Raw genomic sequence first — 26,303 nt, forward strand, 5'->3', positions numbered from 1 at the left:
GCGTGGCGGCTGCCAGGGCGGCTCCCGGGCGGTTCGGGCACTGTGGACCGATGCACACCGAACGCAGCGCCGCCGCCGCCGACCGGCACGTCGGCGACGTCGACCTGACCCACTGGCGGTCCCGGGCCGGACGCAGGATCGCCGGAGCGTGGGCTGCGCTCGGCAAGCGGTACGGGGCGATGCCCCTCCTGCTCCTCACCCTCGCCGTCGGGGTCGGCATCGCCGTCCTCGCGACCTGGATCGCCTCCGAGGTCTACGACGCCGTCCGGGAAGCCGACGACGTCGCCGTGCTCGACCGACCGGTCCTCGACTGGGCGCTCACGCTCCGATCGCCCGCAGCGGACACGCTCGTCACCTGGTGGACCGACATCGCCGGCACGATCGGGATGCCGATCGTCGCGCTCGGCTTCCTGGTCGGCTTCACGATCCAGCGCCGTGCGTGGACGCCACTGGTGCTCCTGGTCGCCGCGAGCGGTGGTTCGCTGCTCATGACGATCGCGGGCAAGGACCTGATCGGTCGCGCCCGTCCGCCGCTGTCCGACGCGGTGCCGCCGTACGAGACGTCGCCGTCGTTCCCGTCGGGGCACACGCTCAACTCCACGGTGATCGTGGGAACGATCGTGTACCTGCTGCTCCTGCGGCAGTCGCGCGTCGTCACCCGGGTGTGGACGATCGTCGTGGGCACCCTGTTCGTGCTGTCGGTCGGGGCGTCCCGGGTGTTCCTCGGGCACCACTGGCTGACCGACGTCCTGGCGGCGTGGGCGCTCGGACTCGCCTGGCTCGCCCTCGTGATCACGGCGCACCGGTTGTACCTGACGGCGCTCCACCACGGTGCCGAGCCCGCGCCGGACGTCGACCGAATCACTTCGTGAGCAGAAGAGGTCGGGTCGTTCGCCCGCACCCGACGTCTTCTGCTCACGAAGTCGCAGGGCCCCGCTCCGCCCCGCCAGGCCCCGCGCTCGAACGGCAGAGCGCCGTCAGCCGCGACCGGTAGGTTGCCGGGCATGGAAGAACGGGTCTTCGGCGGCAGGTACCGCGTCACGGGCACGCTCGGACACGGTGGCATGGCGTCCGTGTACCGGGCGGTCGACGAGCAGCTCGGCCGCGAGGTCGCGGTCAAGGTGTTCCGCATCGGCCCCGTCGACCGCGGTGAACGCGCCCGCGCCGAGGCGGAGATCCAGACCCTCGCGACGCTGCGCGCGCCAGAGCTCGTCACGCTCTACGACGCCGCACTCGACGACGTCGACGGCGACTCGTACCTCGTCATGGAACTCGTGCCGGGCAGTGACCTGGCGACCCGTCTGCGCGAGGGCCCGCTCGACCCCGCGACCGCCGCCCGCCTGGGTGCGCAGGTCGCCGACGGCCTGGCCGCCGTGCACGTGCAGGGGATCGTCCACCGTGACGTGAAGCCCGCGAACGTCCTGCTCGAGAGCGACGGCCGGCACGTCAAGCTCGCCGACTTCGGGATCGCCCTGCTCCGTGACGCCTCACGGGTGACGGGTACGGGGACCGTGATGGGGACGGCCGCGTACCTGGCCCCGGAGCAGGTCCTGGCGAAGGAGATCACCGGCAAGGCCGACGTCTACTCGCTCGGGCTCGTGCTGCTCGAGTGCATGACCGGCCGCCAGCCGTTCCCGGGCAGCGCCGTCGAGTCGGCCACCGCCCGGCTCACCCGTTCGCCCGAGATCGACCGGCAGCTGCCCACGGCCTGGCGCACGCTGCTGCACGTGATGACCGCGCAGGACCCGGCGGAGCGACCGACGGCAGCCGAGGCGGCCGAGCGCCTGCGCGCGCTGGGCCGCGACGAGCCGACGAACGCGACGCAGCTGCTGCCCGGCGCACCCGGTGCGGTGACGGCTGCGGCCGCCGGCGCTGCGGGGGCCGCGGTCGGCGCCGGTGCTGCCGCAGCGGCGAACGCGGACGACCGGACGCAGGCGATGCCGGCGAGCGAACTGCCGAACGGCGGCGCGCGTCCGGGCGACGACGCCACCCGCGTCCTCGACACGCAGCGTCCGCACCCCGCCGACGACGTCTCGACGACCGTCCTCGGCGCCCAGGCGAACGGCCGCGGCGCATCGGGCCCGAGCGGGCCGACCCCGCCGCCGGTCACGCCCCGCCCGGTCCGGGGCGACCAACCGGAGGACCAGCCGGGGAAGAAGAAGCGCGGACCGCTCATCGCCGCGATCATCGTGATCGTCCTGGTGCTCATCGGCATCGGGGTCGCGGTGTTCGCTCTGAACGGCGACGACGACGGCACCCCGGCCCCGACGGACACCACGTCGACCGCCCCGACCGAGCAGCAGCCGTCCGAGGACCCGGGCGAGGAACAGCAGCCGAGCGAACCGGCCGAGCAGCAGCCGTCGCAGGAGCAGCAGCCGTCGCAGCCCGCCGAGGAACCCAGCGACGAGCCGAGCGAACCGACCGAGCCGGAGCAGCCCACGCAGGACCCGCCCGTCGGCCCGGAGCCGAGCACCCCGGCCTCGAACCCGGTGCAGGAGCCGCAGGACGGCACCGGCGCCGCCGACACCGGCGCGATCGACACCACGTCGGACACCGCTCCCGGCAACTCCGGCAGCGCCCCGGGACACAACAAGGGCTGACGAGCGGCACGGACACGCCGGGGTTTTCGTCCAGTCCCTGGAGCAAATAGGCTCGATCCGTGCGAGAACTGCAACGGAGCGGTGGTCCGACGACGGCCGTGGCCGCTCGGAACGGTGTCGGCTTCGGTTCCGCCGAGGCCTGGCTCGTCGAACGACCAGCGGATGCGTGCGTGGCCGAGGCGATCGTCCCCGGGTTCGCCGCGCGCACCATCGCCGCCGGTGACGAGCTGTCCTGGGTCTGGTTCCCGGAGCGGACCCTGCCCGACGGGGCGTCGGAACCGACGGAAGCGGACCTGCCGCACTTCTGGGATGCCACGGCCTTCGCCGTCGACGTCGTCTTCACCGACGGCTCGCGGCTGGGTGACCACGCCGGGGTCCGCGACCAGTACGGCGACGCGGTCACCCCGCACGCGCAGGACGCGGCCCGCAAGCTGTGGGTGGACCAGTGGAACCGTCGCGCGGTCGACCTCACGCCGTTCGCGGGGCTGGTCGTCGACCGCCTGGAGGCCCGGCTCGGCTCCGACGCACCGGCTGCGGCCACCGACGCCGAGCGTCCCGCACTGCGTGGCTGGCTCGACGCCGTCCGGATCGGTCCCGCGAGGCCGACCCCGACGTCCCCGCTCGGCCACGTCCGGACGACCCGTGGTACCCAGGCCTCCTCCCGGTTCTCCCGCGGCAACAACGCCCCGCTCGTCGGTGTCCCGCACGGCGGGGTGTTCGGCCTGCCGATGACGGACGCCTCGAGCAACCGCTGGCCGTACGCGTACCAGGAGCACGACCGGCTCGACGACCAGGGGCGGCTCCGCCCGGCGATCCAGGCCTTCGCGACGAGCCACATCCCGTCGCCGTGGATGGGCGATCGCGGGGTGTTCCAGGTGATGCCCTCGCCACTCAGCACCCCCGACGTCGAGCGGGCCGCCCGGGCGCTCGGGTTCGACCACGAGGACGAGCAGGACGGCCCACACCGCTACCGGGTCGCCCTCGACCACGGTGTGACCGCCGAGCTGACCGCGGGCGAGTTCGCCCTCGGGTTCCGGTTCACCGGTACCCGCAGCGTCGTGCTCGACCACCACGGCCGGGTGTCCGACGTCTCCGTGACGGTCACCGACGGTACCGCCGTGGTCGAGGCGCTCCTGGACGACCGCCCCGGCACCCCGCCGCACCACGTGCACCTGCGGGTCGCCGGGGTCACCGCCGACCACACGACGGTCGGCGAGCACGAGCTGCGCGGCTGGCTGTCCGTGGGGGAGGCCAGGGGCACGGACGCCCCGGTCGACGTCCTGCTCGGCATCTCGACCGTCTCGATGGAGGACGCCCGCGCGAACCTCGACGACGCCGGGTCGTTCGACGCCATGCGCTCTGGTGCCGAGGCGCTGTGGACCGAGAAGCTCGCGACGCTGACCTTCGACGGCGCGACCCCCGACCAGCTGACGAGCCTGTACTCCGGCCTGTACCGGTTGTTCCTCTACCCGAACCGCGCCGGGGAGACCGCCCTGACCGGCACCCCGCGGCACCGCTCCCCGTACGGCGCCGTGCTGGCGGACCCGATCCGGGACGAGCCCGGGCCGGAGATCGTCGAGGGCCCGTTCACCACCACGAACGGCTTCTGGGACACCTACCGCACGGCCTGGCCGCTCCTCGGACTCCTGACCCCCGAGACCGCGGGCGAGCTCGCGCAGGGCTTCGTCGAGCACCACCACGACGGCGGGTGGACGCCACGCTGGAGTGCTCCCGGCGCCGAGGACTGCATGACCGGCACCACGAGCGACACCGTCTTCGCCGATCTCGCGGTGAAGGGCGTGCGCGGCTTCGACCTGGCCGAGGCGTACCGGAGCGCGGTGCGGAACGCGACCGTCCCGCCGCGTGACGAGCGCGTCGGGCGCAAGGGGAGCCTCCCGGGCGCCTTCCGCGGCCACGTCGACACGGCGACCCACGAGGGGATGTCGTGGACCCTGGACGCGGCCATCAACGACTGGGGGCTGGCCGTCATGGCGGGCCTGCTCGCGTCACGGGCGCGGACGCCCGCCGACCTGTCCCGCTACGAGGCCGAGGCCGAGTGGTTCGCCCGCCGGTCGCTGCAGTACCGGCACGTCTTCGACTCCGAGCGCGGGTTCTTCATCGGCCGCGAACCGGACGGCTCGTGGCGGGTCGGCACCGAGTTCGATCCGCGCGACTGGGGCGACGACTACACGGAGACGAACGCGTGGGGCACCGCGTTCACGGCACCGCACGACGGCGCCGGCATCGTCGACCTGCACGGCGGGCCGGAGCGGTTCGACGCGGCCCTCGACGCGTTCTTCGCGACCCCCGAGACCGGCGCCCTGGCGCGGTCCGGCTCGTACGGGTTCCCGATCCACGAGATGACCGAGGCCCGCGACGTCCGGATGGGCATGCTCGGGCTGTCGAACCAGCCGGCGCACCACATCCCCTTCTTCCCGATGTTCACCGGGCGGCACGACGACGCGCACCGCATCGTCCGCGAATCGCTCGAGCGTCTGTTCGTCGGGTCCGACCTCGGCCAGGGCTACCCGGGCGACGAGGACAACGGCGAGATGAGCGCCTGGTACGTCTTCGCGACCATCGGCCTGTACCCGCTGGCGCCGTCGACCGGTACCTACGTGCTCGTGCCGCCGTCGGTCCGCAGGACGGTGCTGCGGCAGCCTGGGCCCACGCCGCCGGTTCCTGACCGACGCGCCAGCGGCGGGCAGGCCGTGCCGGTGGGGAGAGGATCGCCTACCGTCATCGAGATCGCCGCCGGCTCCGCAGGCGGGTACGTGGCGTCGGTGACGGTCGACGGCTCGCCCTGGACCTCGGTCACCATCCCGCACAACGTGGTCGTCGCCGCGTCGCGGATCGAGTTCACCCTGTCCGACGAGCCGCAGGGATGGGCGTCGGACACCCGTCCCGTCTCGGCCTCCGACGTGCACGGCCACCGGGACGCCCCGGTGGACGTCCTGCCGGTCGGGGCCTCGGCGCTCACCGACGACACCGGCCGCACCGTCACGGCGCTCGCCGTGGGGGAGTCCGTGTCCTTCGACGTGACGTGCCCGGCCGCGTCGTTGTACACCGTGACGGCGGCAGCGCCGGGGTCCTACTCGTGGCAGGTCGGCCTCGACGACGCCGTCACCGCTGTCGACGGCGCCGAGTTCACGTGGGCCGGCCAGACCCGGGTGTTCCGGATCCTCGGCGGTGGGTCGTCGTTCACGTTCACCGCCGGCACCGACCTGGCGCTGACGCAGCTCGAGCTCATCGCGGCCGACGGACAGCGTTGACCCGACGTTCACCGAGCGGGAGCATGCTCGCCCCATGTCGATGAGCGCACCGTTCGATCCCGAACAGCAGGGCCGGTCCATCCCCGTGGACGGCAGTGACGAGTCCGAACTCGAGATGGAGGCGGACCGCGGCGCGGACGTCGGCGACGACTCCGCCGACCCGAGCGTCTCGCCCGTCAGCCACCACGACGAGGACGAGGCTGGCGGCGGCCCGGTGTTCCGGCGTCCGCACGCCGGCGAGCGGCTGCACCCGGACGACCTCTGACCGTTCCGGGGCTCCTCCGGGGTTTCTTGGGCGATTGCCAAGCGGCTCGGGCATGCTCGTGCGCATGTCGATCGCGAACTCGTGGGACCCGTCCGGTGGCCGTGCAATCCCGGAGGACCAGGCGAAGGAGGACGGGCTCGAACTCGACGAGGACCCGGCGATGCTCGGGATCTCGTTCGACGTCGTGGGCGGTGCCTCCGCGGACCCCGCCGGGGTGTCCCCGGTCGACGTAGACGTGCCGATACCGCGGTCTGCGGACTCCGCCTCCGACGACTAGCGCGCGCCTGGTCGAATCGGGCGTACCTGGTCCGGAGTTTCGACCAGGTACGCCCGGAAGCGCCTTGCATCGCGCGCGTTCTGGGAAGGAACGTCAGCGTGCGCCGACGCCGGGGATGCGGTACTTGAACCCGACGTGCGAGCCGGTGAAGCCGAGGCGCTCGTAGAACCGGTGCGCATCGGTCCGTGCAGCGTCCGAGGTGAGCTGCACGATCGGCGTCCCGAGCTCAGGCGCCGCGACGTCGGTGACCCAGCGCATCAGGGCACTGCCGATGCCGCCGGAGCGGAGTGCACTGCTGACCCGCACCGCCTCGACGAGCAGCCGCGTCGAACCGCGGCGGGCCATCCCCGGGATCCGGGTGAGCTGCAGCGTGCCGACGAGCCGACCGTCGGTGTCCTCGGCGACGAGCAGCGCGTTCGCCGGGTCGTCCGCGATCGATCGGAGTGCCGCGGCGTACTGCGGGCGGTCCTCCGGGGCGGCGACGTCCCCGCGGGCCGCACTGATCGGGTCGTCGGAGAGCAGCGCCATCAGTGCGTCGAGGTCGCTGTCGACCGCGTTCCGCACCACCACCGAACCGGCGCGGGCGGACAGGCGGACGGGCAGGGTGAGGTCGTGGAGCACGACCCCACCCTGCCCGATCGACTCACGGAACGGTGTGCCCCGCGGCGGTGAAGATGCGGTACCACTCCTCGCGCGAGAGTTCGACGTCCGAGCCGGCTGCCGAGTCCCGCACGCGCTGCGGGTTCGTCGTGCCGAGGACGACCTGGAAGTGCGCGGGGTGGCGGGTGATCCACGCGACCGCAATGCCGGTCGGGGTGACACCGTGTGCGGCGGCGACCTCTTCGAGCACGTCGTTCAGCTCGGCGTACTGCTCACGGTCGCCCAGGAAGACCCCGTCGAAGAAGCCCTTCTGGAACGGCGACCAGGCCTGCAGCGTGATGTCGTTGATGCGCGAGTAGTTGAGGATGTCGTTGTCGCGGGAGATCGACTGCTCGAGGCCGCCCATGTTCGCGGTCAGGCCCTGCGAGATCACGTTGGCGTGCGTGATGCTCAGCTGCACCTGGTTGAACGCGAGCGGCTGGCGGACGTGCTTCTTGAGCAGGTCGACCTGGCCGGGGGTGTGGTTCGAGACGCCGAAGTGGTGCACCTTGCCGGCGGCGTGCAGCTCGTCGAAGGCCTTCGCGACCTCTTCCGGCTCGACCAGGGCGTCGGGGCGGTGCAGCAGCAGGACGTCGACGTACTCGGTCTGCAGTGCCTCGAGCGACTCGTGCACGGACTCGAGGATGTGCTCGTACGAGAAGTCGAAGTAGGCGCCCTTCGGCGTCGGTCGGATGCCGACCTTGGTCTGCAGCACGATCTCGGCGCGCTCCGCGGGCGACAGCGTGACGGCCGCGCCGAACCGCTCCTCGCAGCCGTGCCATTCGCCGTAGACCGCCGCGTGGTCGAACATGTTCACACCCGCATCACGCGAGGCGCTGTAGAGCGAGCGGATGTCCTCGTCGCTCATGTCGTTGATCCGCATCAGTCCGACGACGACGTCGGAGGCGGTGAGGTCTGTCTGTGGCAACTCCAGTGTCTTCACGCCGTCGATCCTGCCAGCCGGTCCCCGGCACAGGCAGGCCCTGCCAGTACCTCAGGCGCGTTCGGACCCCCGCCGTCGGCACACGTCGACCTCAGTGGACGGAGAACCCGCCGTCGACCGCGATGGACTGCCCCGTGACGTAGGCCGACCCGGGCCCGGCGAGGAACACCGCCGCCGCGGCGAAGTCCGACGCCAGCCCGTTCCGGCCGACCAGCGTCCGTGCGGCGAGGGCCGCCACCGTCGCCGGGTCGGAACCGAGCCGCTCGTTGAGCGGAGTGCGCACGAAACCGGGGACGAGGACGTTGGAGGTGACCCCCTGCGCGGACCAGGCCTCTGCCTGGGACCGGGCCAGCGCCTCCAGGCCGGCCTTGGAGACCCCGTACGCGCCGCTGGCGGCGAAGGGGCGGTGGGCCTGCTGTGAACTGATCGACACGATCCGTCCGTACCCACGGGCCGCCATGCCGGGTGCGAGCCGCTGCCCGAGCACGAACGGCGCGTCGAGGTTGACGGCCATCGTGGCGTCCCAGGTGGCCTCGTCGAGTTCGGCCATCGGTGGCCGGAGGTTGATGCCGGCGGAGTTCACGAGGACGTCGACGTCGCCGGCCGCATCGGCGAGCGCGTGTGCTCCGGCGCGCGTGGACAGGTCCGCGACGACGCCGTCGGCGGACCCGCCAGCAGCGCGGACGTCGTCGACCGTCGCGTCGATGGCGGACCTGGTCCGGGCGGCGACGAGCACGTGGGCACCCGCGTCCGCGAGCGCGGTGGCGATGGCTCGGCCGATGCCGGAGCTGCCTCCCGTCACGAGTGCGGTGCGTCCGTCGAGGCCGAAGAGCTGCTGCAGCGACATCCGGTCAGGCTACCGAGGCCCGTACGCTGGGCCGGTGCGTGACGACCTGCTGCCGATGCTCGCCTGCCCCGTGTGCGCCGAGCCCCTCGGTCGCGTCGACGGCGGCCAGGTCGGCTGCTCGAACGGTCACCGGTTCGACGAGGCGAAGCAGGGCCACCTGACGCTCCTGCCCGCGAAGCGGCGGGCACTCACCGCGGACACCACCGAGATGGTCGACGCGCGGCTGCGGTTCCTGGGGCGCGGGCACTACGCGCCCGTCGAGCGGGCGCTCGCCGCGATCGTCGCGGACGCCACCGCGCCCGGCATCGTGCTCGACGTCGGTTCGGGTCCGGGGACCTACCTGGCGCATGCGCTGCGCGCGGCGGACGGGAGGCCCGTGGTCGCGCCGGACGCGCTTGCACCTGTCGGCTGTCAGCCGACTCGACGACTGGGGGTGGCGTTGGACCTGTCGGCCGTCGCGATCCGACGTGCGGCACGCATCCACGAGCGGGCGGGGGCCGTCGTCGGTGACGTGACCGAGCGCCTCCCGGTCGTCGACGGCGCCGCCGCGGTCGTGCTGGACGTCTTCGCACCCCGCAACCAGACCGAGTACGCCCGCGTCCTGCACCCCGACGGCGTGCTCGCGGTGGTGACCCCGCGGACCGGCCACCTGGCGGAGCTCGCCGAGGCGACGATCAGCGTGGACCCGGAGAAGGAGCGCCGGCTGCACGACTCCCTGACGCCGTCGTTCGTGTTGCGGTCCTCCGAGGACCTGACGTGGACGATGGAGCTGTCGGCGGAGGACGTCCACGACGTCGTGCACATGGGACCGAGCCACCACCACGTCGCGGCGGAGCAGGTGTTCGCGCCGACGAGTGTGACCGCGACCGTGACGGTCAGCACGTGGAGCCGCTCGGGCTGATCCTCCGACCTGATCAGCGCTCGCCGACGTCCCGCGGACTGCCCTGTTCGGCCCACCGACGGGCGGTGTGGGCTCGCCCGCGCGCACGGTCGACGGCCATCCCGGTCCGGGCGAGCAGGAGCACGGCGCCCACGCTCCCGGCTCCGATCGGCGTCACGAACAGTCCGAGGTCGATCCCGGGCATCCGCCACCAGTCGATCGACCAGGCGGCGACGAGTGCGAACCCGAGCAGGAGCGCGCCCGTCCACCACCACCGCCCGGGGATCCGGACGGTACCGAGCCCGGCGAGCACGAGGAGCGCCCAGCACCCCTCGGGCGCGAAGGACCGTGGGTCGTTCGTACCGCAGCTGGACACCGCGCACTGCCACTCGACCTGGTCGGCCACGCCCGCGTACCAGTGGAACAGCAGCGCGGCAGCGACGACGGCGATGAGTGCGACCGGTGGCCCGGCCCACCGCCACGCGCTGCCGACCCGGGAGCGGCGTCGGCGGGCGGCCGTCCATCCGTCCCCGAGCTCGTAGCCGGGCATCGGACGGAACTCGGGCATGCCAGCACGCTACCGGCGGCCGGTTTCCGTGGGGAAGCGGTTCACAAACCGAGCGTCGGTGCGGCCGGGCCGTCCCGACCGCACCGCCGCGTCACTCGGTCGGGGCCGCGACGTCGAGCTGCCAGACCACGCCGAACCGGTCGCACAGCTGCCCGGCCAACGGTGCCCAGGCCGAGGGCTCGAGGGGCTGCCGGACCTCGGCGCCGTCGGACAGTGCGGCCCAGTACCGCTCGATCTCGGCGGTGTCGTCGCCGTGCACGAACACGTAGAAGGCGTTCGATCCCTGGTCGTAGGGCTGGCCGGGCCAGACGTCGAAGGCCATGATCCGGAAGCCGCCGTCGGTGGACACCTGGCCGAAGACGATGCGGTCGGCCCAGGCCGGGTCGTCCAGGGCGCCCATCTGCCCGTACGTGGCGGCGGTGACCTCGCCGCCGAAGACCGATGCGTAGAAGTCGAGCGCCGCGCGGGCGTCGCCGTCGAAGTTGAGGTGGGTTGTCGTTTCGATGCTCATGGGACGAGGATGACGGGCAATGCGGTCAGATCGTGTCCGCTTCTCGGACGAAGATGGACGACATGGCCGGACCCTCCGCACGCATGCTCGCGCTGCTCTCCCTGCTGCAGGTGCACCGTGACTGGCCGGGCGACGAGCTGGCCGGACGGCTCGAGGTCAGCTCCCGCACCGTCCGCCGCGACGTCGATCGGCTCCGCGGCCTGGGGTACCGGGTCGAGGCGCTCCGCGGCCCGGCCGGTGGCTACCGGCTCGAGGCCGGCTCCGACCTGCCCCCGCTGCTGTTCGACGACGACCAGGCGGTGGCGATCGCCCTGGCGCTCGCCGTGGCGCCGGCATCGGGGGCGGACGTCGCCGAGTCGGCGGCCCGTGCCCTCGCGACCGTTCGGCAGGTGATGCCCGCGCGCTTGCGGTCCCGGGTCGACGCGGTGCAGGCCGTGACCGCGACGAGCCGGACCATCACCGACCCGGAGGTCCTGGTGGCGGTGAGTGAGGCCGTTCACCTTCGCGAGGTGTTCCGCTTCGGGTACGGCGAGGACGAGACCCCGCACCGGGTGGAACCGCACGCCGTCGTCGTCCGGAACGGTCGCTGGTACCTGCTCGACTGGGATGCCGACCGCGACGACTGGCGCACCCACCGCATCGACCGGATCACGCCGCGGATGCGCACCCGTGTCCCCTTCACGCCGCGACCGATCCCCGGTGGCGATGCGGCGGCGTTCGTGTCTGCGCGGTTCAAGGGGTCCGCGGTCGACGACGTGTGGCCCTGCACCGGTTCGGTGTCGATGACCGCGGGCGATGCTCGGACGATCGCGCCGTACCTGCCCGAGGACGCCGTGGTCGAGCAGCTCGAGGGCGACCGCGCCCGCGTCACCCTCGGGTCGTGGTCGTGGGACGGACTCGCTGGCGTCGTTGCGGGGTTGATCGTGCCGGTGCGGGTCGAGGGGCCGGACGAGCTGCGCGGTGCGGTCTCCGAGCTGTCGAGACGACTCGCGACGGCGGCCGGTTGAGCTGGGTCGGTCGCGCGCGTTAGGGCGGCGCATGCGTCGGCCAGGGCGGCGTGAGGGAACCGTTAGGAGCGGTCTGGAGGCGCGGCGCAGGACCCAGCATCGGTTCGGCACCACTCGTGGTGCCGGTCCGCGTCACCCGGCGCGGACACCGCAGATCTTCTGGAGTCCCTCGTGTTCGACGTGTTCGTCGTCGCCGGTGTCCTCGCCGTGTTCGGCGTGGTGGCACTGATCGCCAAGGGGGTGGAACGGCTGTGATCGGCATCACCATCGCGGCCGCCGTCCTCGGCATCGCCGCAGTCGTGTACCTCGTCTGGGCGCTCGTGCGTCCGGAGCGCTTCTAGTGGGCGCCGCGGACGTCTGGGCGGGCATCGCCCAGGTCGCCACCCTCGTCCTGCTGCTCGTCGTCGCGTACCGCCCGCTCGGTGACTGGATGGCGAAGGTCTTCACGCCCGTCCGTCACAACCGGGTCGAGCGCGGGGTCTACCGGCTGATCGGGGTCGACCCGGACGCCGAGCAGTCCTGGCCCGTGTACCTGCGGGGCGTGCTGCTCTTCAGCGTCGTCGGGCTCCTGCTCGTCTACCTGCTGCAGCGCATCCAGGTCGTGCTGCCCGGCGACCTCGGGCTGCCGGCCGTCGGACCCTCGCTCGCGTTCAACACCGCGGCGTCGTTCGTCGCGAACACGAACTGGCAGTCCTACTCGCCGGAGGTCACCGTCGGCTACGCCGTGCAGATGGGCGGCCTCGCGGTGCAGAACTTCCTGTCCGCCGCCGTCGGCCTCGCCGTCGCCGTCGCCCTGGTGCGCGGGTTCGCCCGCCGGAAGTCGGGCACGCTCGGCAACGTGTGGGTGGACGTCGTCCGCGGACTCGGCCGACTGCTGCTGCCCGGGGCGTTCGTCTTCGCGATCGTGCTCGTCGCCGGCGGAGTGATCCAGTCGTGGGGGAGCGGCACCGACGTCACGACGCTCGTCGGTGGCACGCAGCACATCCCGGACGGGTTCGTCGCCTCGCAGGAGGCGATCAAGGAGCTCGGCACGAACGGTGGCGGCTACTTCAACGCGAACTCGGCGCACCCGTTCGAGAACCCGCAGGCGTGGACGAACCTCGTCGAGGTGTTCCTCATGCTCGTCATCCCCTTCTCGCTGCCCCGCACGTTCGGCCGGCTGGTCGGCGACGACCGCCAGGGCTACGCGATCCTCGCCGTGATGGGCGCGATCTTCCTGGTGTCCCTGTCGGTGATGTCGATCGCGGAGCTCGGTGGCGCCGGTGCCGCGACGCACGCCGCAGGGGCCGCGATGGAGGGCAAGGAGACCCGGTTCGGGATCCTCGGCACAACGCTGTTCGGCACGACCTCGACCGCGACCTCGACCGGTGCGGTGAACGGCATGTTCGACAGCTTCACGCCCATCGGCGGCATGATGGCGATGCTCAACATGATGCTCGGCGAGGTCACCCCCGGCGGCGTCGGCTCCGGCCTGTACGGCATGCTCGTGCTCGCCGTCATCACGGTGTTCATCGGCGGTCTACTCGTCGGTCGCACGCCCGAGTACCTCGGCAAGAAGATCCGCGCGAAGGAGATGACCTTCGCGGCGCTGTACATCCTCGTCACGCCGACGCTCGTGCTCGTCGCCACCGGGCTCTCGCTCGTGATCCCCGGCGTCCGCGAACAGGTGCTCGGCACGTCGATCTACAACCCCGGCAACCACGGACTCTCCGAGTTGCTCTACGCCTTCACCTCGGGTGCGAACAACAACGGCTCGGCCTTCGGCGGGCTCACCGCGAACACGACCTGGATGAACTCCTCGCTCGGCGTCGTGATGCTGCTCGGCCGCTTCGTGCCGATGGTGTTCGTCCTGGCGCTCGCCGGGTCGCTCGCCGCCCAGGACCGCGTGCCGGAGACCGCGGGCACGCTGCCCACCCACCGCCCGCTGTTCATCGGGCTGCTCGGCGGCGTCGCCGTCATCGTCACCGCACTCACCTACTTCCCGGTGCTCGCACTGGGTCCGCTCGCAGAAGGACTGTCATGACCACCGTGACCTCCGAGCACGAGGCGACCACCGCCCCGGAGCCGGCCACCCGCTCGTCCGCGTTCGGGCCCCGCCAACTGGTGGCGGGCCTCCCGGGCGCCCTGCGGAAACTCGATCCGCGACTCATGTGGCGGAACCCTGTCATGTTCATCGTCGAGGTCGGCGCGGCGCTGACGACGGCAGCCGCCGTCGTCGAGCCGTCCGCGTTCACCATCGCCATCGCCGTGTGGCTCTGGCTGACCGTCGTCTTCGCCAACCTGGCGGAGTCGGTGGCCGAGGGCCGGGGCAAGGCCCAGGCCGACACGCTGCGGAAGACCCGCTCGACCACGAGCGCCCGACGGGTGCTCGGCTACACGCAGGCCGACGCGGCTGCGACCGCGAACGAGACCGAGGAGGTCGCGTCCGTCGACCTGGCCAAGGGCGACGTCGTCGTGGTCGTCGCCGGCGAGGTCATCCCGGGCGACGGCGACGTCATCGACGGCATCGCCTCGGTCGACGAGTCGGCCGTCACGGGCGAGTCCGCACCGGTCATCCGCGAGTCCGGCGGCGACCGCAGCGCCGTCACCGGAGGCACCCGGGTGCTGTCGGACCGGATCGTGGTGCGCATCACCTCGACGCCGGGTGAGACCTTCATCGACCGGATGATCCGCCTGGTCGAGGGTGCGGCACGGCAGAAGACGCCGAACGAGATCGCGCTGAACATCCTGCTCGCCTCGTTGTCGATCGTCTTCGTGATCGTCTGCCTGACGATGCAGCCCATCGCGGGACTCGTCGGTGCGACGGTCAGCGTGCCGGTGCTCATCGCCCTGCTCGTCTGCCTCATCCCGACCACCATCGGAGCCCTGCTCTCCGCGATCGGCATCGCCGGCATGGACCGGCTCGTGCAGCACAACGTGCTGGCGATGTCCGGTCGTGCGGTCGAGGCCGCCGGGGACATCACGACGCTGCTGCTCGACAAGACCGGCACGATCACCTACGGCAACCGTCGGGCATCCCGCGTGGTGCCGGTGCCGGGGGTGTCGGAGGCCTCGCTCATGGAGGCCGCCGCGCTGTCGAGTGCTGCCGACAGCACACCGGAAGGACGCTCGATCGTGTCGCTCGCTGCGGACGCCGGGGTGACGCCGATCCTGCCGGACGGGGCTGTCGAGGTGCCGTTCACGGCGCAGACGCGCATGTCCGGTCTCGACCTGCCGGACGGGTCGCAGATCCGGAAGGGTGCTGCTGCTGCAGTGCTCGCCTGGGCCGGAACCCCCGAAGCCGGTGTGACGGCTGCGATCGACGCGACCGTCGCCGAGGTCTCCGACCAGGGCGGGACCCCGCTCGTGGTCGGCCGCCGCTCCGCGGACGGTGTGGTCACGCTGCTCGGTCTCGTGCACCTGAAGGACGTCGTCAAGGACGGCATGGCGTCGCGCTTCGCGTCACTGCGCGAGATGGGCATCCGCACCGTGATGATCACCGGCGACAACCCCCGCACCGCGAAGGCCATCGCCGCCGAGGCCGGCGTCGACGACTTCCTCGCCGAGGCCACGCCGGAGGACAAGCTCGCGTACATCAAGCGCGAGCAGGAGGGCGGCAACCTCGTCGCCATGACCGGTGACGGCACCAACGACGCCCCGGCCCTGGCCCAGGCGGACGTCGGCGTCGCGATGAACACCGGCACGACGGCGGCGAAGGAGGCGGGCAACATGGTCGACCTCGACTCCGATCCGACCAAGCTCATCGACGTCGTCCGCATCGGCAAGCAGCTGCTCATCACCCGCGGTGCCCTGACCACCTTCTCCATCGCGAACGACGTCGCGAAGTACTTCGCCATCATCCCGGCGATGTTCCAGGCGGCGTTCCCGGGGCTCGCGGCGCTCAACATCATGGGGCTGCACAGCCCGTCGTCCGCGATCCTGTCGGCGGTCATCTTCAACGCGCTCGTCATCGTGGCGCTCATCCCGCTGTCCCTGCGTGGCGTCAAGTACCGCGCGGCCGCAGCATCGTCGATCCTCGGCCGCAACCTGCTCGTCTACGGGCTGGGCGGCGTGGTCGTCCCCTTCATCGGCATCAAACTGATCGACCTCGTCGTCGGTCTCATCCCGGGGTTCTAGTCATGGCATCTGCACGTTCCACCTTCCGTTCCGCCGGTGTGGCCATCCGCCTCACCCTCGTCGCCACCGTCGTCCTGGGCGTCGGCTACCCGCTCGCCGTCTGGGGCGTCGGACAGGCGGCGTTCCACGACCAGGCCAACGGCTCGATGGTCACGGACTCGTCCGGCACGGTCGTCGGTTCCTCGTTGATCGGGCAGTCGTTCACGGGCGAGCAGGCCGACCGCTGGTTCCAGTCGCGGCCGTCCGCCGCCGGCGAGGACGGTTACGACGCCGGTGCGTCCTCCGGCTCGAACCTCGGGCCGAACAACCCCGACCTGCTCAAGGCCGTCGAGGAGCGCCGTGCGGCGCTGGCGAAGGCCGACGGGGTCCCCGCCGCGCAGGTGCCCGCCGACGCCGTGACCGCGTCCGGTTCGGGCCTCGACCCGGACATCAGCCCCGCCTACGCGGCCCAGCAGGTGGCTCGAGTGGCTGCGGCGCGGGGCGTCTCGGAGGACTCGGTGCGGGCGCTCGTGCAGTCGCACACCGAATCGCGGCAGCTCGGGTTCCTCGGCGAGCCGGTCGTGAACGTGCTCGCGCTCAACCTGGCGCTGGCGAAGGCGTCCTGAGCGTGGGTGACCCCTCCGCAAGACACCGGTGCTCGCGCGTCGAACACCCGCAATCCGCGGCGCGACAGGTGAACACCGGTGTTTTGCGGAGACCGGCCGACCGACGCGAGAGGATGAGCACGTGAAGCGCGGGAAGCTGCGGGTCCTGCTCGGTGCGGCGCCCGGTGTCGGCAAGACCTACACGATGCTCGAAGAGGGGCGTCGCCTGCTCGACGAGGGTCGCGACGTGGTCGTAGCCGTCGTCGAGACGCACGAGCGCGCCGCCACCGCAGCCCTGGTCGACGGGCTCGAGGTCGTGCCCCGCCGCACCGTCTCCCACCGCGGGGTGGAGCTCGACGACCTCGACCTCGACGCCGTCCTCGCCCGGGCCCCCGAGATCGCACTCGTCGACGAGCTCGCGCACACGAACGCCCCCGGTGGTCGCCACGACAAGCGCTGGCAGGACGTCGAGGCGCTCCTCGCCGCCGGGATCTCGGTGGTGAGCACCGTCAACGTGCAGCACATGCAGTCCCTCGGCGACGTCGTGCGCGAGATCACCGGCACCGTGCAGCGCGAGACGGTCCCCGACGCCGTGGTGCGCGCGGCGGACCAGATCGAGGTCGTCGACCTCGCCCCGGCGGCCCTGCGGGAGCGGTTGTCCGACGGCCTCGTGTACCCGGCGGCCCGGATCGACGCGGCGCTGTCGAACTACTTCCGCCTCGGCAACCTCACCGCACTGCGCGAGATCGCCCTGCTCTGGCTCGCCGACGAGGTCGACGACGCGCTCAAGGCCTACCGCGCCGAGCACGGCATCGAGCACCGGTGGGAGACCCGGGAGCGCGTGCTCGTCGCCTTGACCGGAGGCCCCGAGGGCGAGACCCTGCTGCGCCGCGGTGCCCGGATCGCCGCCCGCAGCGCCGGCGGCGAGCTCGCCGCCGTGCACGTCACGACGAACGACGGCCTGCGCGAGCGGCACCCCGGCGCGCTCGGCAAGCAGCGGACCCTGCTCGAGCAGCTCGGTGGCACCTACCACCAGGTCGTCGGCGACGACGTGCCGAGCACGCTGGTACGGTTCGCGCGGTCGATCGACGCCACCCAGATCGTGATCGGGGTCAGCCGCCGCAGCCGGCTCGCGGCCGCCATGACCGGTCCGGGGATCGGCAACACCGTGATCCGCGAGTCCGGCGACATCGACGTCCACGTCGTCACGCACGAGCGCGCCGGCGGCGGGATCACCCTGCCCAAGCTCGGCGGCAGCCTGTCACGCGGCCGGGTGGTCGCCGCGTTCGTCCTGTCCGTCCTGGTCGGGCCGCTGCTCACCTGGGTACTGTCGATCGGCAGCGACCCGGACGCCATCACGGTGGACGTGCTGGCGTACCAGCTGCTCGTCCTGGTCGTGGCGCTGGTGGGTGGGATGTGGCCGGCGGTGTTCACGGCCGTGCTGTCCGGGCTGAGTCTCGACTACTTCTTCGTGCAACCCCTCTACATGGTCACCGTCCAGCAGCCGTGGCACCTGTTCGCCCTGGTCATGTACGTGATCAGTGCGGTGCTGGTCAGTTTCGTGGTCGACCGGTCCGCTCGCCGATCACGTGCCGCCCGTCGGGCCTCTGCCGAGTCCGGGCTCCTGATGGGCATCGCCGGCAGCGTGCTCCGCGGCGACGACGCCCTGCAGGCGCTGCTCGACCGCACCCGTGAGGCCTTCGGCTTCGCCGGCGTCCGGATCCGCCAGGGCGACGAGGTGCCGGCGACCTCCGGCGAGTTCGGCGCGACGCCGGACGCGTCGACGACGCTGGCGTCCGGCGCCGTGCTCGAGTTCGCCGGCGCGCCCGACGACCCGACCCAGCGCCGGCTGCTGCGGGTCGTCGAGCAGCAGCTCGACGCCGCCGTCGAGCACCGCGAGCTGACACGCACCGCCGTCGGCGCCGAGCGCATCGCCGCCGCCGACCGGGTCCGGAGTGCGCTGCTCGCGGCCGTCGGCCACGACGTGCGCCGACCCATCGCAGCGGCCTCCGCCGCCGTGCAGACGCTGCGTGCGCCCGACATCGACCTGTCACGGGCCGACCGGGAGGCGCTGCTCGCGACCGCCGACGAGAGCCTCGGTCAGCTGGCGGTGCTGTTGGCGGACCTGCTGGACGTCAGTCGTGTCCAGGCCGGTGTCCTCGCGGTCACCCCGGCTGCGATCGCGCTCGAGACGGTGGTCGCCCCTGCACTCGACGAGCTGGAGCTCGGCCCCGACGACGTCGACCTCGACCTACCCGCGGACCTGCCGCCGGTGCTCGCCGACCCGGTCCTGCTGCAGCGCGTCGTGGTGAACCTGCTCGCGAACGCCGCCCGGTACGCGCCGGACGGCACCCACGTCCGGGTCGCCGCGAGCGCGTTCGCCGGCGGGGTGGAGCTCCGCGTCGCCGACCACGGCCCCGGCATCCCCGAGGACCGCCGTGACGAGGTGTTCCAGCCGTTCCAGCGACTCGGCGACACCGACAACGAGACCGGCCTCGGGCTCGGCCTGGCGCTCGCGCGCGGGTTCACCGAGGGCATGGGCGGCACGATCGAGGTCGACGACACCCCCGGCGGTGGGCTCACCGTCGTGGTGCGGCTGCCGATCGCCGGGCACGTGGGAGTGGAGATCCGATGAAGGTCCTGATCGCTGACGACGACGCGCAGCTCGTCCGCGCGCTCTCGGTGACGCTCTCGGCGCGCGGGTACGACGTCGTCACGGCTCGGGACGGGCGCGAGGCGATCGACGCCGTCATCACCGAGCGCCCCGACCTGGTGCTGCTCGACCTCGGCATGCCCCGGCTCGACGGCATCGGTGTGCTCGAGGGCGTCAGGGCCTGGTCGCAGGTGCCCGTCCTCGTGCTCTCCGGGCGGACCGACTCGTCCGACAAGGTCGACGCGCTCGACGCCGGAGCCGACGACTACGTGACGAAGCCGTTCCAGATGGACGAGCTGCTCGCCCGGCTGCGGGCGCTCGGACGGCGGCGGGTGGTGGCGTCGGAGGAGACCCCGACGATCGCGATCGGACCGCTGCTCGTGGACCTCGTCGCGAAGCAGGTCACCCCGGCGGAGGGTCCCGCGATCCGCCTGACGCCCACCGAGTGGCGCCTGCTCGAGGTCCTGGTCACGAACCCGGACCGCCTGATGACCCGCGAGATGCTGTTGACCGAGGTCTGGGGGCCGACGCACGGCAACGACTCCGGGTACCTGCGGCTGTACATGGCGCAGCTGCGGCGGAAGCTCGAGCCGGATCCCGCGCACCCCCGCTACCTGGTGACGGAGTCCGGCATGGGGTACCGCTTCGCTCCCGGCGGCGTCACGCCCGCGAACTGAACGCCGCGAGCTCCGCCCGGGTCCGGGCGCCGTGCTTCCGCAGCAGGTTCGCGACGTGGTACTTCACGGTGTTGACGCTGATGCCGAGTCCCTCGGCGATCTCCCGGTTGCCGACACCGGTCGCCACGAGCCGCAGCACGTCGCGCTCCCGCGGGGTCAGGTCGCCGTCGTCGACCGCGTCCACCTCGGTTGGCCGCGGGTCGAGCGGCAGTGAGATGTCGAGCACGGACCCCCAGCCGGGCGTGCTCGCGACCTGCACCCGCCCGTCGAGCGTGACGACCCGCTCCGCGATCGGCCGCATCGCGTCGTCGTGCACGTCGAGCGTGCCGGAGCCGTCGTCGCGGAGCTGCATGAGCAGGTTCCGGCCGTCGCAGTCCCACTGGATGCGCACCCGCTTCGCCGCACCGTCGTCGACCAGGGCGAGCACCGCGGTCCGGACGATGGCCCGGGCCGCGTGGGCGACGTCACCCGGGAGCGCACGGCCGGTGGCCGGCGGCTCGACGAACTGCACGTCGAGGTCGCCGAACCGAACGAGCGGTCGCAGGTCGGCGCGCAACCGCGAGAACGCGCCGGTGACGGGTTCGAGCAGGGTGCTCCGCTGCTGGTCCGTGACGGTGCGCAGGTCGACCAGGGCGGCCGAGGCGATCTCGACGGCCTCGGCCCGGGCGGCCGCGTCGGTGACCCGCGACGACCGGAGCACGGCGAGGACGGACTCGAGGGTGAGCGCGTGCCGGTCCGCCTGCTCGGCGACCGTGCGGGCGTGCTCGGCGGCAGCGAGCCGGATGGCGGAGCCGCCCCGGGCCTCCAGGCTGTCGACCGATGCGTCCATGGAGGTGACCGTACCCGTCCCACCCGAGCGGACGGGCCCACCCGATGGGATGGGGCCCCTGCCGGGGCGGGTAGCGGCGGGTACCGGCGCGCGACGGAAGGATCGAGGGCATGGCAGCAACCTCCGTCTCCGCAGCGCTCGACCTGGTCGTCCGCGAAGTCGGCGACCTGGCAGCCCGCCTCGACGACGCCCCGGCCCAGCGCGCACTCGACCTGATCGAGGGCGCCGACCGGGTGTTCGTCCACGGGGCGGGTCGATCCGGCCTCGCCCTCCGCATGACCGCGATGCGCCTCATGCACCTCGGGCTCGACGCACACGTCGTCGGCGAGGTCACCACCCCGGCGATCCGCCAGGGTGACCTGCTCCTCGTCGCGAGCGGCTCGGGCACGACCACCGGCATCGTGCAGGCCGCGCGGACCGCGCACGAGGTCGGCGCATCCGTCGTGGCGCTCTCGACCACCGACGAATCCCCGCTCTCCGAGCTGGCGGACGTCACGATCGTCCTGCCCGCCGCGACGAAGACCGACCGCTCCGGCACCGCCTCGGCCCAGTACGCCGGTGGCCTCTTCGAACAGGCGGTCGCCCTGGTGGGCGACGCCGTGTTCCACGCCCTGTGGACCCGAGGCGGGCAGTCCGCCGACGACCTCTGGCCCCGCCACGCCAACCTCGAATGAAAGGCACACCCATGCAGCTCCAGTTCGCCATGGACACCCTGACCACCGAAGCCGCCCTCGAGCTCGCCGCCGCGGCCGCGCCGCACGTCGACGTCCTCGAGCTCGGCACGCCCCTGATCAAGAGCGCCGGTCTGTCCGCCGTCACCGCGATCAAGGAGGCACACCCGGACAAGATCGTGTTCGCCGACCTCAAGACGATGGACGCCGGTGAGCTCGAGGCCGACATCGCCTTCTCGGCCGGTGCCGACCTGGTCACCGTCCTCGGTGTCGCCGGCGACTCGACGATCGTCGGTGCCGTCAAGGCCGCGAAGCAGCACGGCAAGGGCATCGTCGTCGACCTGATCGGCGTCTCCGACAAGGCCGCCCGTGCCCGCGAGGTCGTCGCACTCGGCGCCGAGTTCGTCGAGGTCCACGCCGGGCTCGACGAGCAGGCGGAAGAGGGCTTCACGTTCTCGACCCTGCTCGACGCCGGCAAGGAGTCGGGCGTCCCGTTCTCGATCGCTGGCGGCGTGAACGCGTCCTCGGTCGCCTCGGTGCAGGAGGCCGGTGCCCGCATCGCCGTCGCCGGCAGTGCGATCTACAGCGCGTCGGACGTCGGCGCAGCAGCCGCCGAGATCCGCGCCGCGATCAAGTAGCGCGTCCCGGTCGCCCTTCCCGGGCGACATCGAGTGAGCAGAAGACGTCGAGTGTGAAGACCACACCCGACGTCTTCTGCTCACTCGCGGCACGTCCCGCGCCGTCCGCAGGGCGGTAGCGTCGAGGCGTGACGATCACGCTGCGCCGGGTGACGGCGGACGACTGGGAGACCTGGCGGCCGGTCCGACTCGCGGCGCTCGCCGACTCCCCGGGAGCCTTCGGCTCGACGCTCGCCGACTGGGCAGACGCTCCATCGCACCGGTGGCGGGCCCGGCTCTCGATGCCCGGAGCGCTCGACCTGCTCGCCCAGACCGAGGACGGTTCCGTCGTCGGCATGGTGAGCGGGGTGACGGGCGAGGACCCCGGTACCGCTGGACTGATCTCGATGTGGGTCGACCCAGCCACCCGGGGCCGGGGGATCGCCGCTGCGCTCATCCGTGCCGTCGCAACCTGGGCTGCGGGCACCGGAGCGCACCACCTCGAGCTGTCGGTTGCGCCGGACAACACCGCGGCCCGCCGCACGTACGAGCGCTGCGGCTTCACCGCGGTCAGCGAGCCTGGGGACGCCCTGCCTGACGGGCGGCGCGAGGTCGTGATGCGCCGTGACCTCACCGCCGAGCGCACGCTCGACGCCTACGAGCGCGCGGCCGATCGCTACGCGGAGCGCACGGACGACCACCGCGCCGGCCTCGTCGACGACCTGCTCGCGCTCGTCCCCGTCGGGGCGCGGGTGCTCGAGCTCGGGTCCGGCCCGGGGCGGGACGCCCTCGCGCTCGAGGCCGCCGGGCTCGTGGTCGACCGGACGGACGGCGCGCGGTCGTTCGTCGAGGCGCTGCAGAAGCAGGGGCACGAGGCACGCCTGCTCGACGTGCGCTCGGACGCGTTCGGCGGCCCGTACGACGCCGTGTTCGCGAACGCGGTGCTCCTGCATGTCGCACGGACGGAGCTCGGGGACCTTCTCGCTCGCCTCCGTGAGGCCGTGCAGCCAGACGGCGTGCTGGCCGCGACCGTGAAGCACGGCGACGGCGACGCGTGGAGCACCCGGAAGCTCGACCACGCCCGGCACTTCACCTACTGGGCGCCAGAGCCCCTCGCCGAGCTCGTCGCCCGCTCCGGGTGGACCGACGTCGACGTCCGCGAGACGACGCGTCCGGAGGCCGACGAGCGGTGGCTCACCGTCATCGCACGACGCCCCCAGGAAGCAGGGACGCCATGAACCGAGCACTGCGCTGGACCACCTGGATCGTCGCGGTCGTCGTGCTGCTCGCGGTGGTGTTCCTCGTCTGGGCCCACATCGTGATGCAGGGCACCCGCAGCGCCGCCCTGCAGGTCTGGCGCGACGACCGGATCGCCGTCCGCGACGCCGGAGACTCGGTGGTGATGACCCCGACCGGCCAGGCCGACGGGGTCGGGATCGTCTTCATCCCGGGCGCGAAGGTCGATCCGTACGCCTACATGGCCACGTTCCGTCAGGTGGTCGCCAACGGCACGACCGTCGTCATCACGAAGCCGACGCTGAACCTCGCGTTCTTCGACACCCGAACGCTGTCGACGTTCCAGGCGCACGCGCCCGAGGTCGCGCACTGGGCGGTGGGCGGACACTCCCTCGGCGGGGTCCGCGCGTGCCAGCTCGCCCAGGACGCCGACGGCCTGCTGCTGCTCGGCAGCTACTGCGCGGACGACATCAGCCGCTCGTACATCGACGTGCTGAGCATCTCCGGTTCGCGTGACGGCCTGTCCACACCGGCCAAGGTCGACGCCGCGCGGGACGAGCTGCCGTCGACCGCCACCATGACCGAGATCCAGGGTTCGAACCACGCCGACTTCGGTGCCTACGGCGACCAGCCGGGCGACCGCACGGCGACCATCAGCCGTGCTGATGCCCGCCAGCAGATCTCGGACGCCATCGAGGCCTGGGTGCGCGACCTGCGCTGACCACGCGGGCGGACCGGCGGACGCACCACGGGCCTCCAGACGGTCTGCCTGGAGGCCCGTGGTGCGTGACGTCAGTGGATCACGCCCGCCTCGTGGTCGCGTCCGGAACGGCGCCCGGTGAACCGGGCGACGAAGTACAGGACCACGCCGACGGCGAGCAGGACCGCGGCGTAGAGCCAGACCTGACCGCTCTGCTGCGTCAGCAGCAGGATGCACGACAGCACCCCGAGCACCGGGACGAACGTCCAGACCCTGAAGTGGTCGTGCTCGACGTGGTCGCGACGGAGCACCAGGACGGCGCCGTTCGTGCTGATGAACACGAAGAGCAGCAGGAGGACGACAGTCTCGGCCAGAACGCCCACGTCACCCACCAGGGTCAGGAGCATCGCGACGACCGTGGTGGCGACGATGGCGGTCCACGGGGTCTTGCGGTTCGGCAGGACCTTCGCGAGCAGGGCAGGCAGGAGCCGCTGCTCGGCCATGCCGTAGGTCACTCGGCTCGACATGATCATCGTGAGCAGCGCGCCGTTCGCGACGGCGACCAGGGCGATGAGGCTGAAGACCCAGTCGGGGATCGGGACGCCGGTGGCGGAGACGACCGCGAGCAGCGGGCCGCTGGACTCGGACAGCTCCGAAGCGGGCAGGGCGATCGCGCTGGCGAGGGCGACGAGGACGTAGACGACGCCGGCGGTGGCGAGGGCGCCGAACAGGGCCTTCGGGTAGACGCGGCGGGGGTCGCGGACCTCTTCCGCGATGTTGGCGGACGTCTCGAAGCCGACGAACGAGTAGTAGGCGACGATCGCGGCGCTCAGGGTCGCCAGGGCCGGGTTCGCCTCGGCCGGGAACGCGCCGATCCGGGACACGTCGCCGCCGCCACCGCCGAGCATCACGGCCACGACGACGATCACGATGACGAGACCGGAGACCTCGATGATCGTCATCACGACGTTGCTCTTCAGCGAGTCGGAGATGCCACGGGCGTTCAGGCAGGCGATCAGGGCGAGGAAGACGATCGCGGTGGGCACCGGCGGCAGGTCGACGAAGGTGCCGAGGTAGTCGCCGGCGAAGGCGAGCGACAGGCCCGCGGCGCTCGTGACGCCGGCGGCGAGCATGCTGAACCCGACCAGGAACGAGACGATGGGCACCTTGTAGGCGCGTTCGGCGAAGACCGCGGCACCGCCGGCCTTCGGGTACTTCGTCACGAGTTCGGCGTAGGAGCCCGCGGTGAGCAGGGCCAGCAGGAGCGCGAGCACCAGCGGCGCCCAGAGCGCGCCGCCGACGTCCTTCGCCAGCGTCCCCATCAGGGCGTAGATGCCGGCGCCGAGCACGTCGCCGAGGATGAAGAGGAACAGCAGTGGCCCGGTGATCGCCTGGCGGAGCTTCGACTGCGTGCCGTCGTGGGGTGCGGCCGTGGTGTCGCTGGTCATGGTGGTGCCTTCCGTCCGGGTCAGCGTGCCGATGCGCGTCTCCGAGTGTTCACAGCCGGTCTCCCGACCGGGTGCGGCGCGTCCGAACACCGGGACTGGAGCGGTCCTAGACTCGTCGGGAGCCATTCGTCCACCACCAGTCCCCGGAGGACCGCAGATGACGACGCAGGACCAGCGCACGCCCGCGCGACTCAGTGACCAGCGCGCGCTCCTGTTCGACCTCGACGGCGTGCTCACCCCGACCGCCGACGTCCACATGCGCGCGTGGAGTCGGCTGTTCACGCCGTACCTGGCCGCGCACGGGGTCGCGCCGTACACCGAGCAGGACTACTTCACGTTCATCGACGGCAAGCCCCGCTACGACGGGGTGCGCTCGCTGCTCGAGTCGCGTGGCATCGACCTGCCGCAGGGCACCCCCGACGACGCGCCGGACACCGACACCGTCTGCGGGCTCGGCAACCGGAAGAATGCCGAGTTCACCGCCGAGCTCGACGAGCACGGCGTCGAGCCCTACCCGGGGTCGCTGCGGTTCCTGACGGCCGCGATCGCCGCCGGCATGTCCGTCGCGGTCGTCTCGAGCTCGGCGAACGCCACGTCGGTGCTCCGGACGGCGGGCATCCTCGACCGGTTCCCGGTGGTCGTCGACGGGCTCGTCGCCCGCCAGGACGGCCTGACCGGCAAGCCCGCGCCCGACACCTACCTCGACGCGGCCACCCGGTTCGGGCTCACCGCCGCCGAGTGCGTCGTGGTCGAGGACGCCACGAGCGGGGTCGAAGCCGGCCGCAACGGTTCGTTCGGTCTCGTCGTCGGTGTCGACCGCGGCGCCGGGGCGGACGCCCTGCGCGAGCACGGTGCCGACGTCGTGGTGTCCGACCTCGCCGAACTCATCGACGAGCTGCCCGCACCGATAAGCACGACGTAGGCCACCCGGCCGGACGCTCCCTGCCTGCCGGCCGTACCGAC

25 protein-coding genes are annotated in these 26,303 nt (G+C 72.3%); 18 read left to right on the forward strand and 7 right to left on the reverse strand.

Going from position 1 to position 26,303, the window contains the following annotated elements; genetic code table 11:
- Nucleotides 1–50: 50 nt before the first annotated feature.
- From Q9R26_RS04930 to Q9R26_RS04950, 5 genes are all read left to right on the forward strand, one after another.
- A complete protein-coding gene (locus Q9R26_RS04930; RefSeq protein WP_209132396.1) occupies nucleotides 51–872 on the forward strand; it encodes a phosphatase PAP2 family protein in 822 nt (273 codons plus the stop codon).
- A gap of 132 nt (nucleotides 873–1,004) precedes the next feature.
- Entirely contained in the window at nucleotides 1,005–2,600 is a 1,596-nt protein-coding gene (locus Q9R26_RS04935; protein ID WP_311226697.1) for a protein kinase domain-containing protein, read from the forward strand.
- A gap of 59 nt (nucleotides 2,601–2,659) precedes the next feature.
- The gene (locus Q9R26_RS04940; protein WP_311226698.1) at nucleotides 2,660–5,872 is read left to right on the forward strand and encodes a GH92 family glycosyl hydrolase; all 3,213 of its coding nucleotides are present in this window, start codon (nucleotides 2,660–2,662) and stop codon (nucleotides 5,870–5,872) included.
- Between the two features lie 34 nt (nucleotides 5,873–5,906).
- Nucleotides 5,907–6,137 carry a hypothetical protein gene (locus tag Q9R26_RS04945; RefSeq protein ID WP_311226699.1) on the forward strand — a complete coding sequence of 77 codons (231 nt, stop codon included), beginning with the start codon at nucleotides 5,907–5,909 and terminating at the stop codon, nucleotides 6,135–6,137.
- 64 nt (nucleotides 6,138–6,201) lie between these two features.
- Nucleotides 6,202–6,414, forward strand: a complete 213-nt coding sequence (locus Q9R26_RS04950; RefSeq protein ID WP_311226700.1) for a hypothetical protein — start codon at nucleotides 6,202–6,204, stop codon at nucleotides 6,412–6,414.
- Between the two features lie 93 nt (nucleotides 6,415–6,507).
- Here the strand turns inward: Q9R26_RS04950 and Q9R26_RS04955 are convergent, their stop codons facing one another.
- The 3 genes from Q9R26_RS04955 to Q9R26_RS04965 all read right to left on the reverse strand — a co-directional run bounded on the left by Q9R26_RS04955 (nucleotide 6,508) and on the right by Q9R26_RS04965 (nucleotide 8,843).
- Entirely contained in the window at nucleotides 6,508–7,035 is a 528-nt protein-coding gene (locus Q9R26_RS04955; RefSeq protein ID WP_311226701.1) for a GNAT family N-acetyltransferase, read from the reverse strand.
- Between the two features lie 22 nt (nucleotides 7,036–7,057).
- The gene (locus tag Q9R26_RS04960; protein ID WP_182064430.1) at nucleotides 7,058–7,996 is read right to left on the reverse strand and encodes an aldo/keto reductase family oxidoreductase; all 939 of its coding nucleotides are present in this window, start codon (nucleotides 7,994–7,996) and stop codon (nucleotides 7,058–7,060) included.
- A gap of 91 nt (nucleotides 7,997–8,087) precedes the next feature.
- Nucleotides 8,088–8,843 (reverse strand): SDR family NAD(P)-dependent oxidoreductase, encoded by a 756-nt coding sequence (locus Q9R26_RS04965; protein WP_262139498.1) that lies wholly within the window; start codon nucleotides 8,841–8,843, stop codon nucleotides 8,088–8,090.
- Between the two features lie 34 nt (nucleotides 8,844–8,877).
- On the opposite strand from Q9R26_RS04965, the gene Q9R26_RS04970 reads away from it, so the two are divergent.
- Nucleotides 8,878–9,744, forward strand: a complete 867-nt coding sequence (locus tag Q9R26_RS04970) for a putative RNA methyltransferase (protein ID WP_311226702.1) — start codon at nucleotides 8,878–8,880, stop codon at nucleotides 9,742–9,744.
- Nucleotides 9,745–9,757: 13 nt separating this feature from the next.
- Here the strand turns inward: Q9R26_RS04970 and Q9R26_RS04975 are convergent, their stop codons facing one another.
- Nucleotides 9,758–10,291: a hypothetical protein gene (locus Q9R26_RS04975; protein ID WP_311226703.1), complete on the reverse strand. Its 534-nt coding sequence runs from the start codon at nucleotides 10,289–10,291 to the stop codon at nucleotides 9,758–9,760.
- Nucleotides 10,292–10,382: 91 nt separating this feature from the next.
- Nucleotides 10,383–10,802, reverse strand: coding sequence for a VOC family protein (locus tag Q9R26_RS04980; protein WP_311226704.1), 420 nt, complete (start codon nucleotides 10,800–10,802; stop codon nucleotides 10,383–10,385).
- 62 nt (nucleotides 10,803–10,864) lie between these two features.
- Between Q9R26_RS04980 and Q9R26_RS04985 the strand changes: the two genes are divergently transcribed.
- The 7 genes from Q9R26_RS04985 (at nucleotide 10,865) to Q9R26_RS05015 (ending at nucleotide 19,839) form a co-directional block, all read left to right on the forward strand.
- A complete protein-coding gene (locus Q9R26_RS04985) occupies nucleotides 10,865–11,809 on the forward strand; it encodes a WYL domain-containing protein (protein ID WP_311226705.1) in 945 nt (314 codons plus the stop codon).
- A gap of 251 nt (nucleotides 11,810–12,060) precedes the next feature.
- Nucleotides 12,061–12,150 (forward strand): potassium-transporting ATPase subunit F, encoded by a 90-nt coding sequence (locus Q9R26_RS04990; protein ID WP_017887940.1) that lies wholly within the window; start codon nucleotides 12,061–12,063, stop codon nucleotides 12,148–12,150.
- Nucleotides 12,150–13,832 carry a potassium-transporting ATPase subunit KdpA gene (kdpA, locus tag Q9R26_RS04995; protein ID WP_311226706.1) on the forward strand — a complete coding sequence of 561 codons (1,683 nt, stop codon included), beginning with the start codon at nucleotides 12,150–12,152 and terminating at the stop codon, nucleotides 13,830–13,832. The genes Q9R26_RS04990 and kdpA overlap by 1 nt, the downstream gene beginning before the upstream one ends.
- Complete coding sequence (kdpB, locus tag Q9R26_RS05000; RefSeq protein ID WP_311226707.1) at nucleotides 13,829–15,925, forward strand: potassium-transporting ATPase subunit KdpB; 2,097 nt, start codon at nucleotides 13,829–13,831, stop codon at nucleotides 15,923–15,925. The genes kdpA and kdpB overlap by 4 nt, the downstream gene beginning before the upstream one ends.
- Nucleotides 15,926–15,927: 2 nt before the next feature.
- Nucleotides 15,928–16,530 (forward strand): potassium-transporting ATPase subunit KdpC, encoded by a 603-nt coding sequence (gene kdpC, locus Q9R26_RS05005; protein WP_311226708.1) that lies wholly within the window; start codon nucleotides 15,928–15,930, stop codon nucleotides 16,528–16,530.
- A gap of 121 nt (nucleotides 16,531–16,651) precedes the next feature.
- Nucleotides 16,652–19,144 carry an ATP-binding protein gene (locus tag Q9R26_RS05010; RefSeq protein ID WP_262139484.1) on the forward strand — a complete coding sequence of 831 codons (2,493 nt, stop codon included), beginning with the start codon at nucleotides 16,652–16,654 and terminating at the stop codon, nucleotides 19,142–19,144.
- Nucleotides 19,141–19,839, forward strand: a complete 699-nt coding sequence (locus Q9R26_RS05015; RefSeq protein WP_182064419.1) for a response regulator — start codon at nucleotides 19,141–19,143, stop codon at nucleotides 19,837–19,839. Before Q9R26_RS05010 ends, Q9R26_RS05015 begins: the two co-directional genes overlap by 4 nt.
- Here the strand turns inward: Q9R26_RS05015 and Q9R26_RS05020 are convergent.
- Nucleotides 19,823–20,668, reverse strand: coding sequence for a LuxR C-terminal-related transcriptional regulator (locus Q9R26_RS05020; protein WP_182064418.1), 846 nt, complete (start codon nucleotides 20,666–20,668; stop codon nucleotides 19,823–19,825). The two genes, Q9R26_RS05015 and Q9R26_RS05020, sit on opposite strands and share 17 nt — an antisense overlap.
- Nucleotides 20,669–20,778: 110 nt before the next feature.
- On the opposite strand from Q9R26_RS05020, the gene hxlB reads away from it, so the two are divergent.
- The 4 genes from hxlB (at nucleotide 20,779) to Q9R26_RS05040 (ending at nucleotide 23,913) form a co-directional block, all read left to right on the forward strand.
- Nucleotides 20,779–21,342 carry a 6-phospho-3-hexuloisomerase gene (gene hxlB / locus Q9R26_RS05025; RefSeq protein WP_311226709.1) on the forward strand — a complete coding sequence of 188 codons (564 nt, stop codon included), beginning with the start codon at nucleotides 20,779–20,781 and terminating at the stop codon, nucleotides 21,340–21,342.
- A gap of 11 nt (nucleotides 21,343–21,353) precedes the next feature.
- Nucleotides 21,354–21,977: a 3-hexulose-6-phosphate synthase gene (gene hxlA / locus Q9R26_RS05030; protein ID WP_182064416.1), complete on the forward strand. Its 624-nt coding sequence runs from the start codon at nucleotides 21,354–21,356 to the stop codon at nucleotides 21,975–21,977.
- A gap of 128 nt (nucleotides 21,978–22,105) precedes the next feature.
- Nucleotides 22,106–23,194, forward strand: a complete 1,089-nt coding sequence (locus Q9R26_RS05035) for a bifunctional GNAT family N-acetyltransferase/class I SAM-dependent methyltransferase (protein WP_311226710.1) — start codon at nucleotides 22,106–22,108, stop codon at nucleotides 23,192–23,194.
- Nucleotides 23,191–23,913, forward strand: coding sequence for an alpha/beta hydrolase (locus Q9R26_RS05040; protein ID WP_311226711.1), 723 nt, complete (start codon nucleotides 23,191–23,193; stop codon nucleotides 23,911–23,913). Before Q9R26_RS05035 ends, Q9R26_RS05040 begins: the two co-directional genes overlap by 4 nt.
- 71 nt (nucleotides 23,914–23,984) lie before the next feature.
- Here Q9R26_RS05040 and Q9R26_RS05045 read toward each other — a convergent pair whose 3' ends face one another.
- Nucleotides 23,985–25,340, reverse strand: a complete 1,356-nt coding sequence (locus Q9R26_RS05045; protein WP_311226712.1) for an APC family permease — start codon at nucleotides 25,338–25,340, stop codon at nucleotides 23,985–23,987.
- A 157-nt stretch (nucleotides 25,341–25,497) separates the two neighbouring features.
- Between Q9R26_RS05045 and Q9R26_RS05050 the strand changes: the two genes are divergently transcribed.
- Nucleotides 25,498–26,262, forward strand: coding sequence for a beta-phosphoglucomutase family hydrolase (locus Q9R26_RS05050; protein WP_311226713.1), 765 nt, complete (start codon nucleotides 25,498–25,500; stop codon nucleotides 26,260–26,262).
- Nucleotides 26,263–26,303: the final 41 nt, after the last annotated feature.

This window comes from Curtobacterium sp. BRB10, assembly GCF_031844325.1.
Classification (GTDB): Bacteria; Actinomycetota; Actinomycetes; order Actinomycetales; family Microbacteriaceae; genus Curtobacterium; species Curtobacterium poinsettiae_A.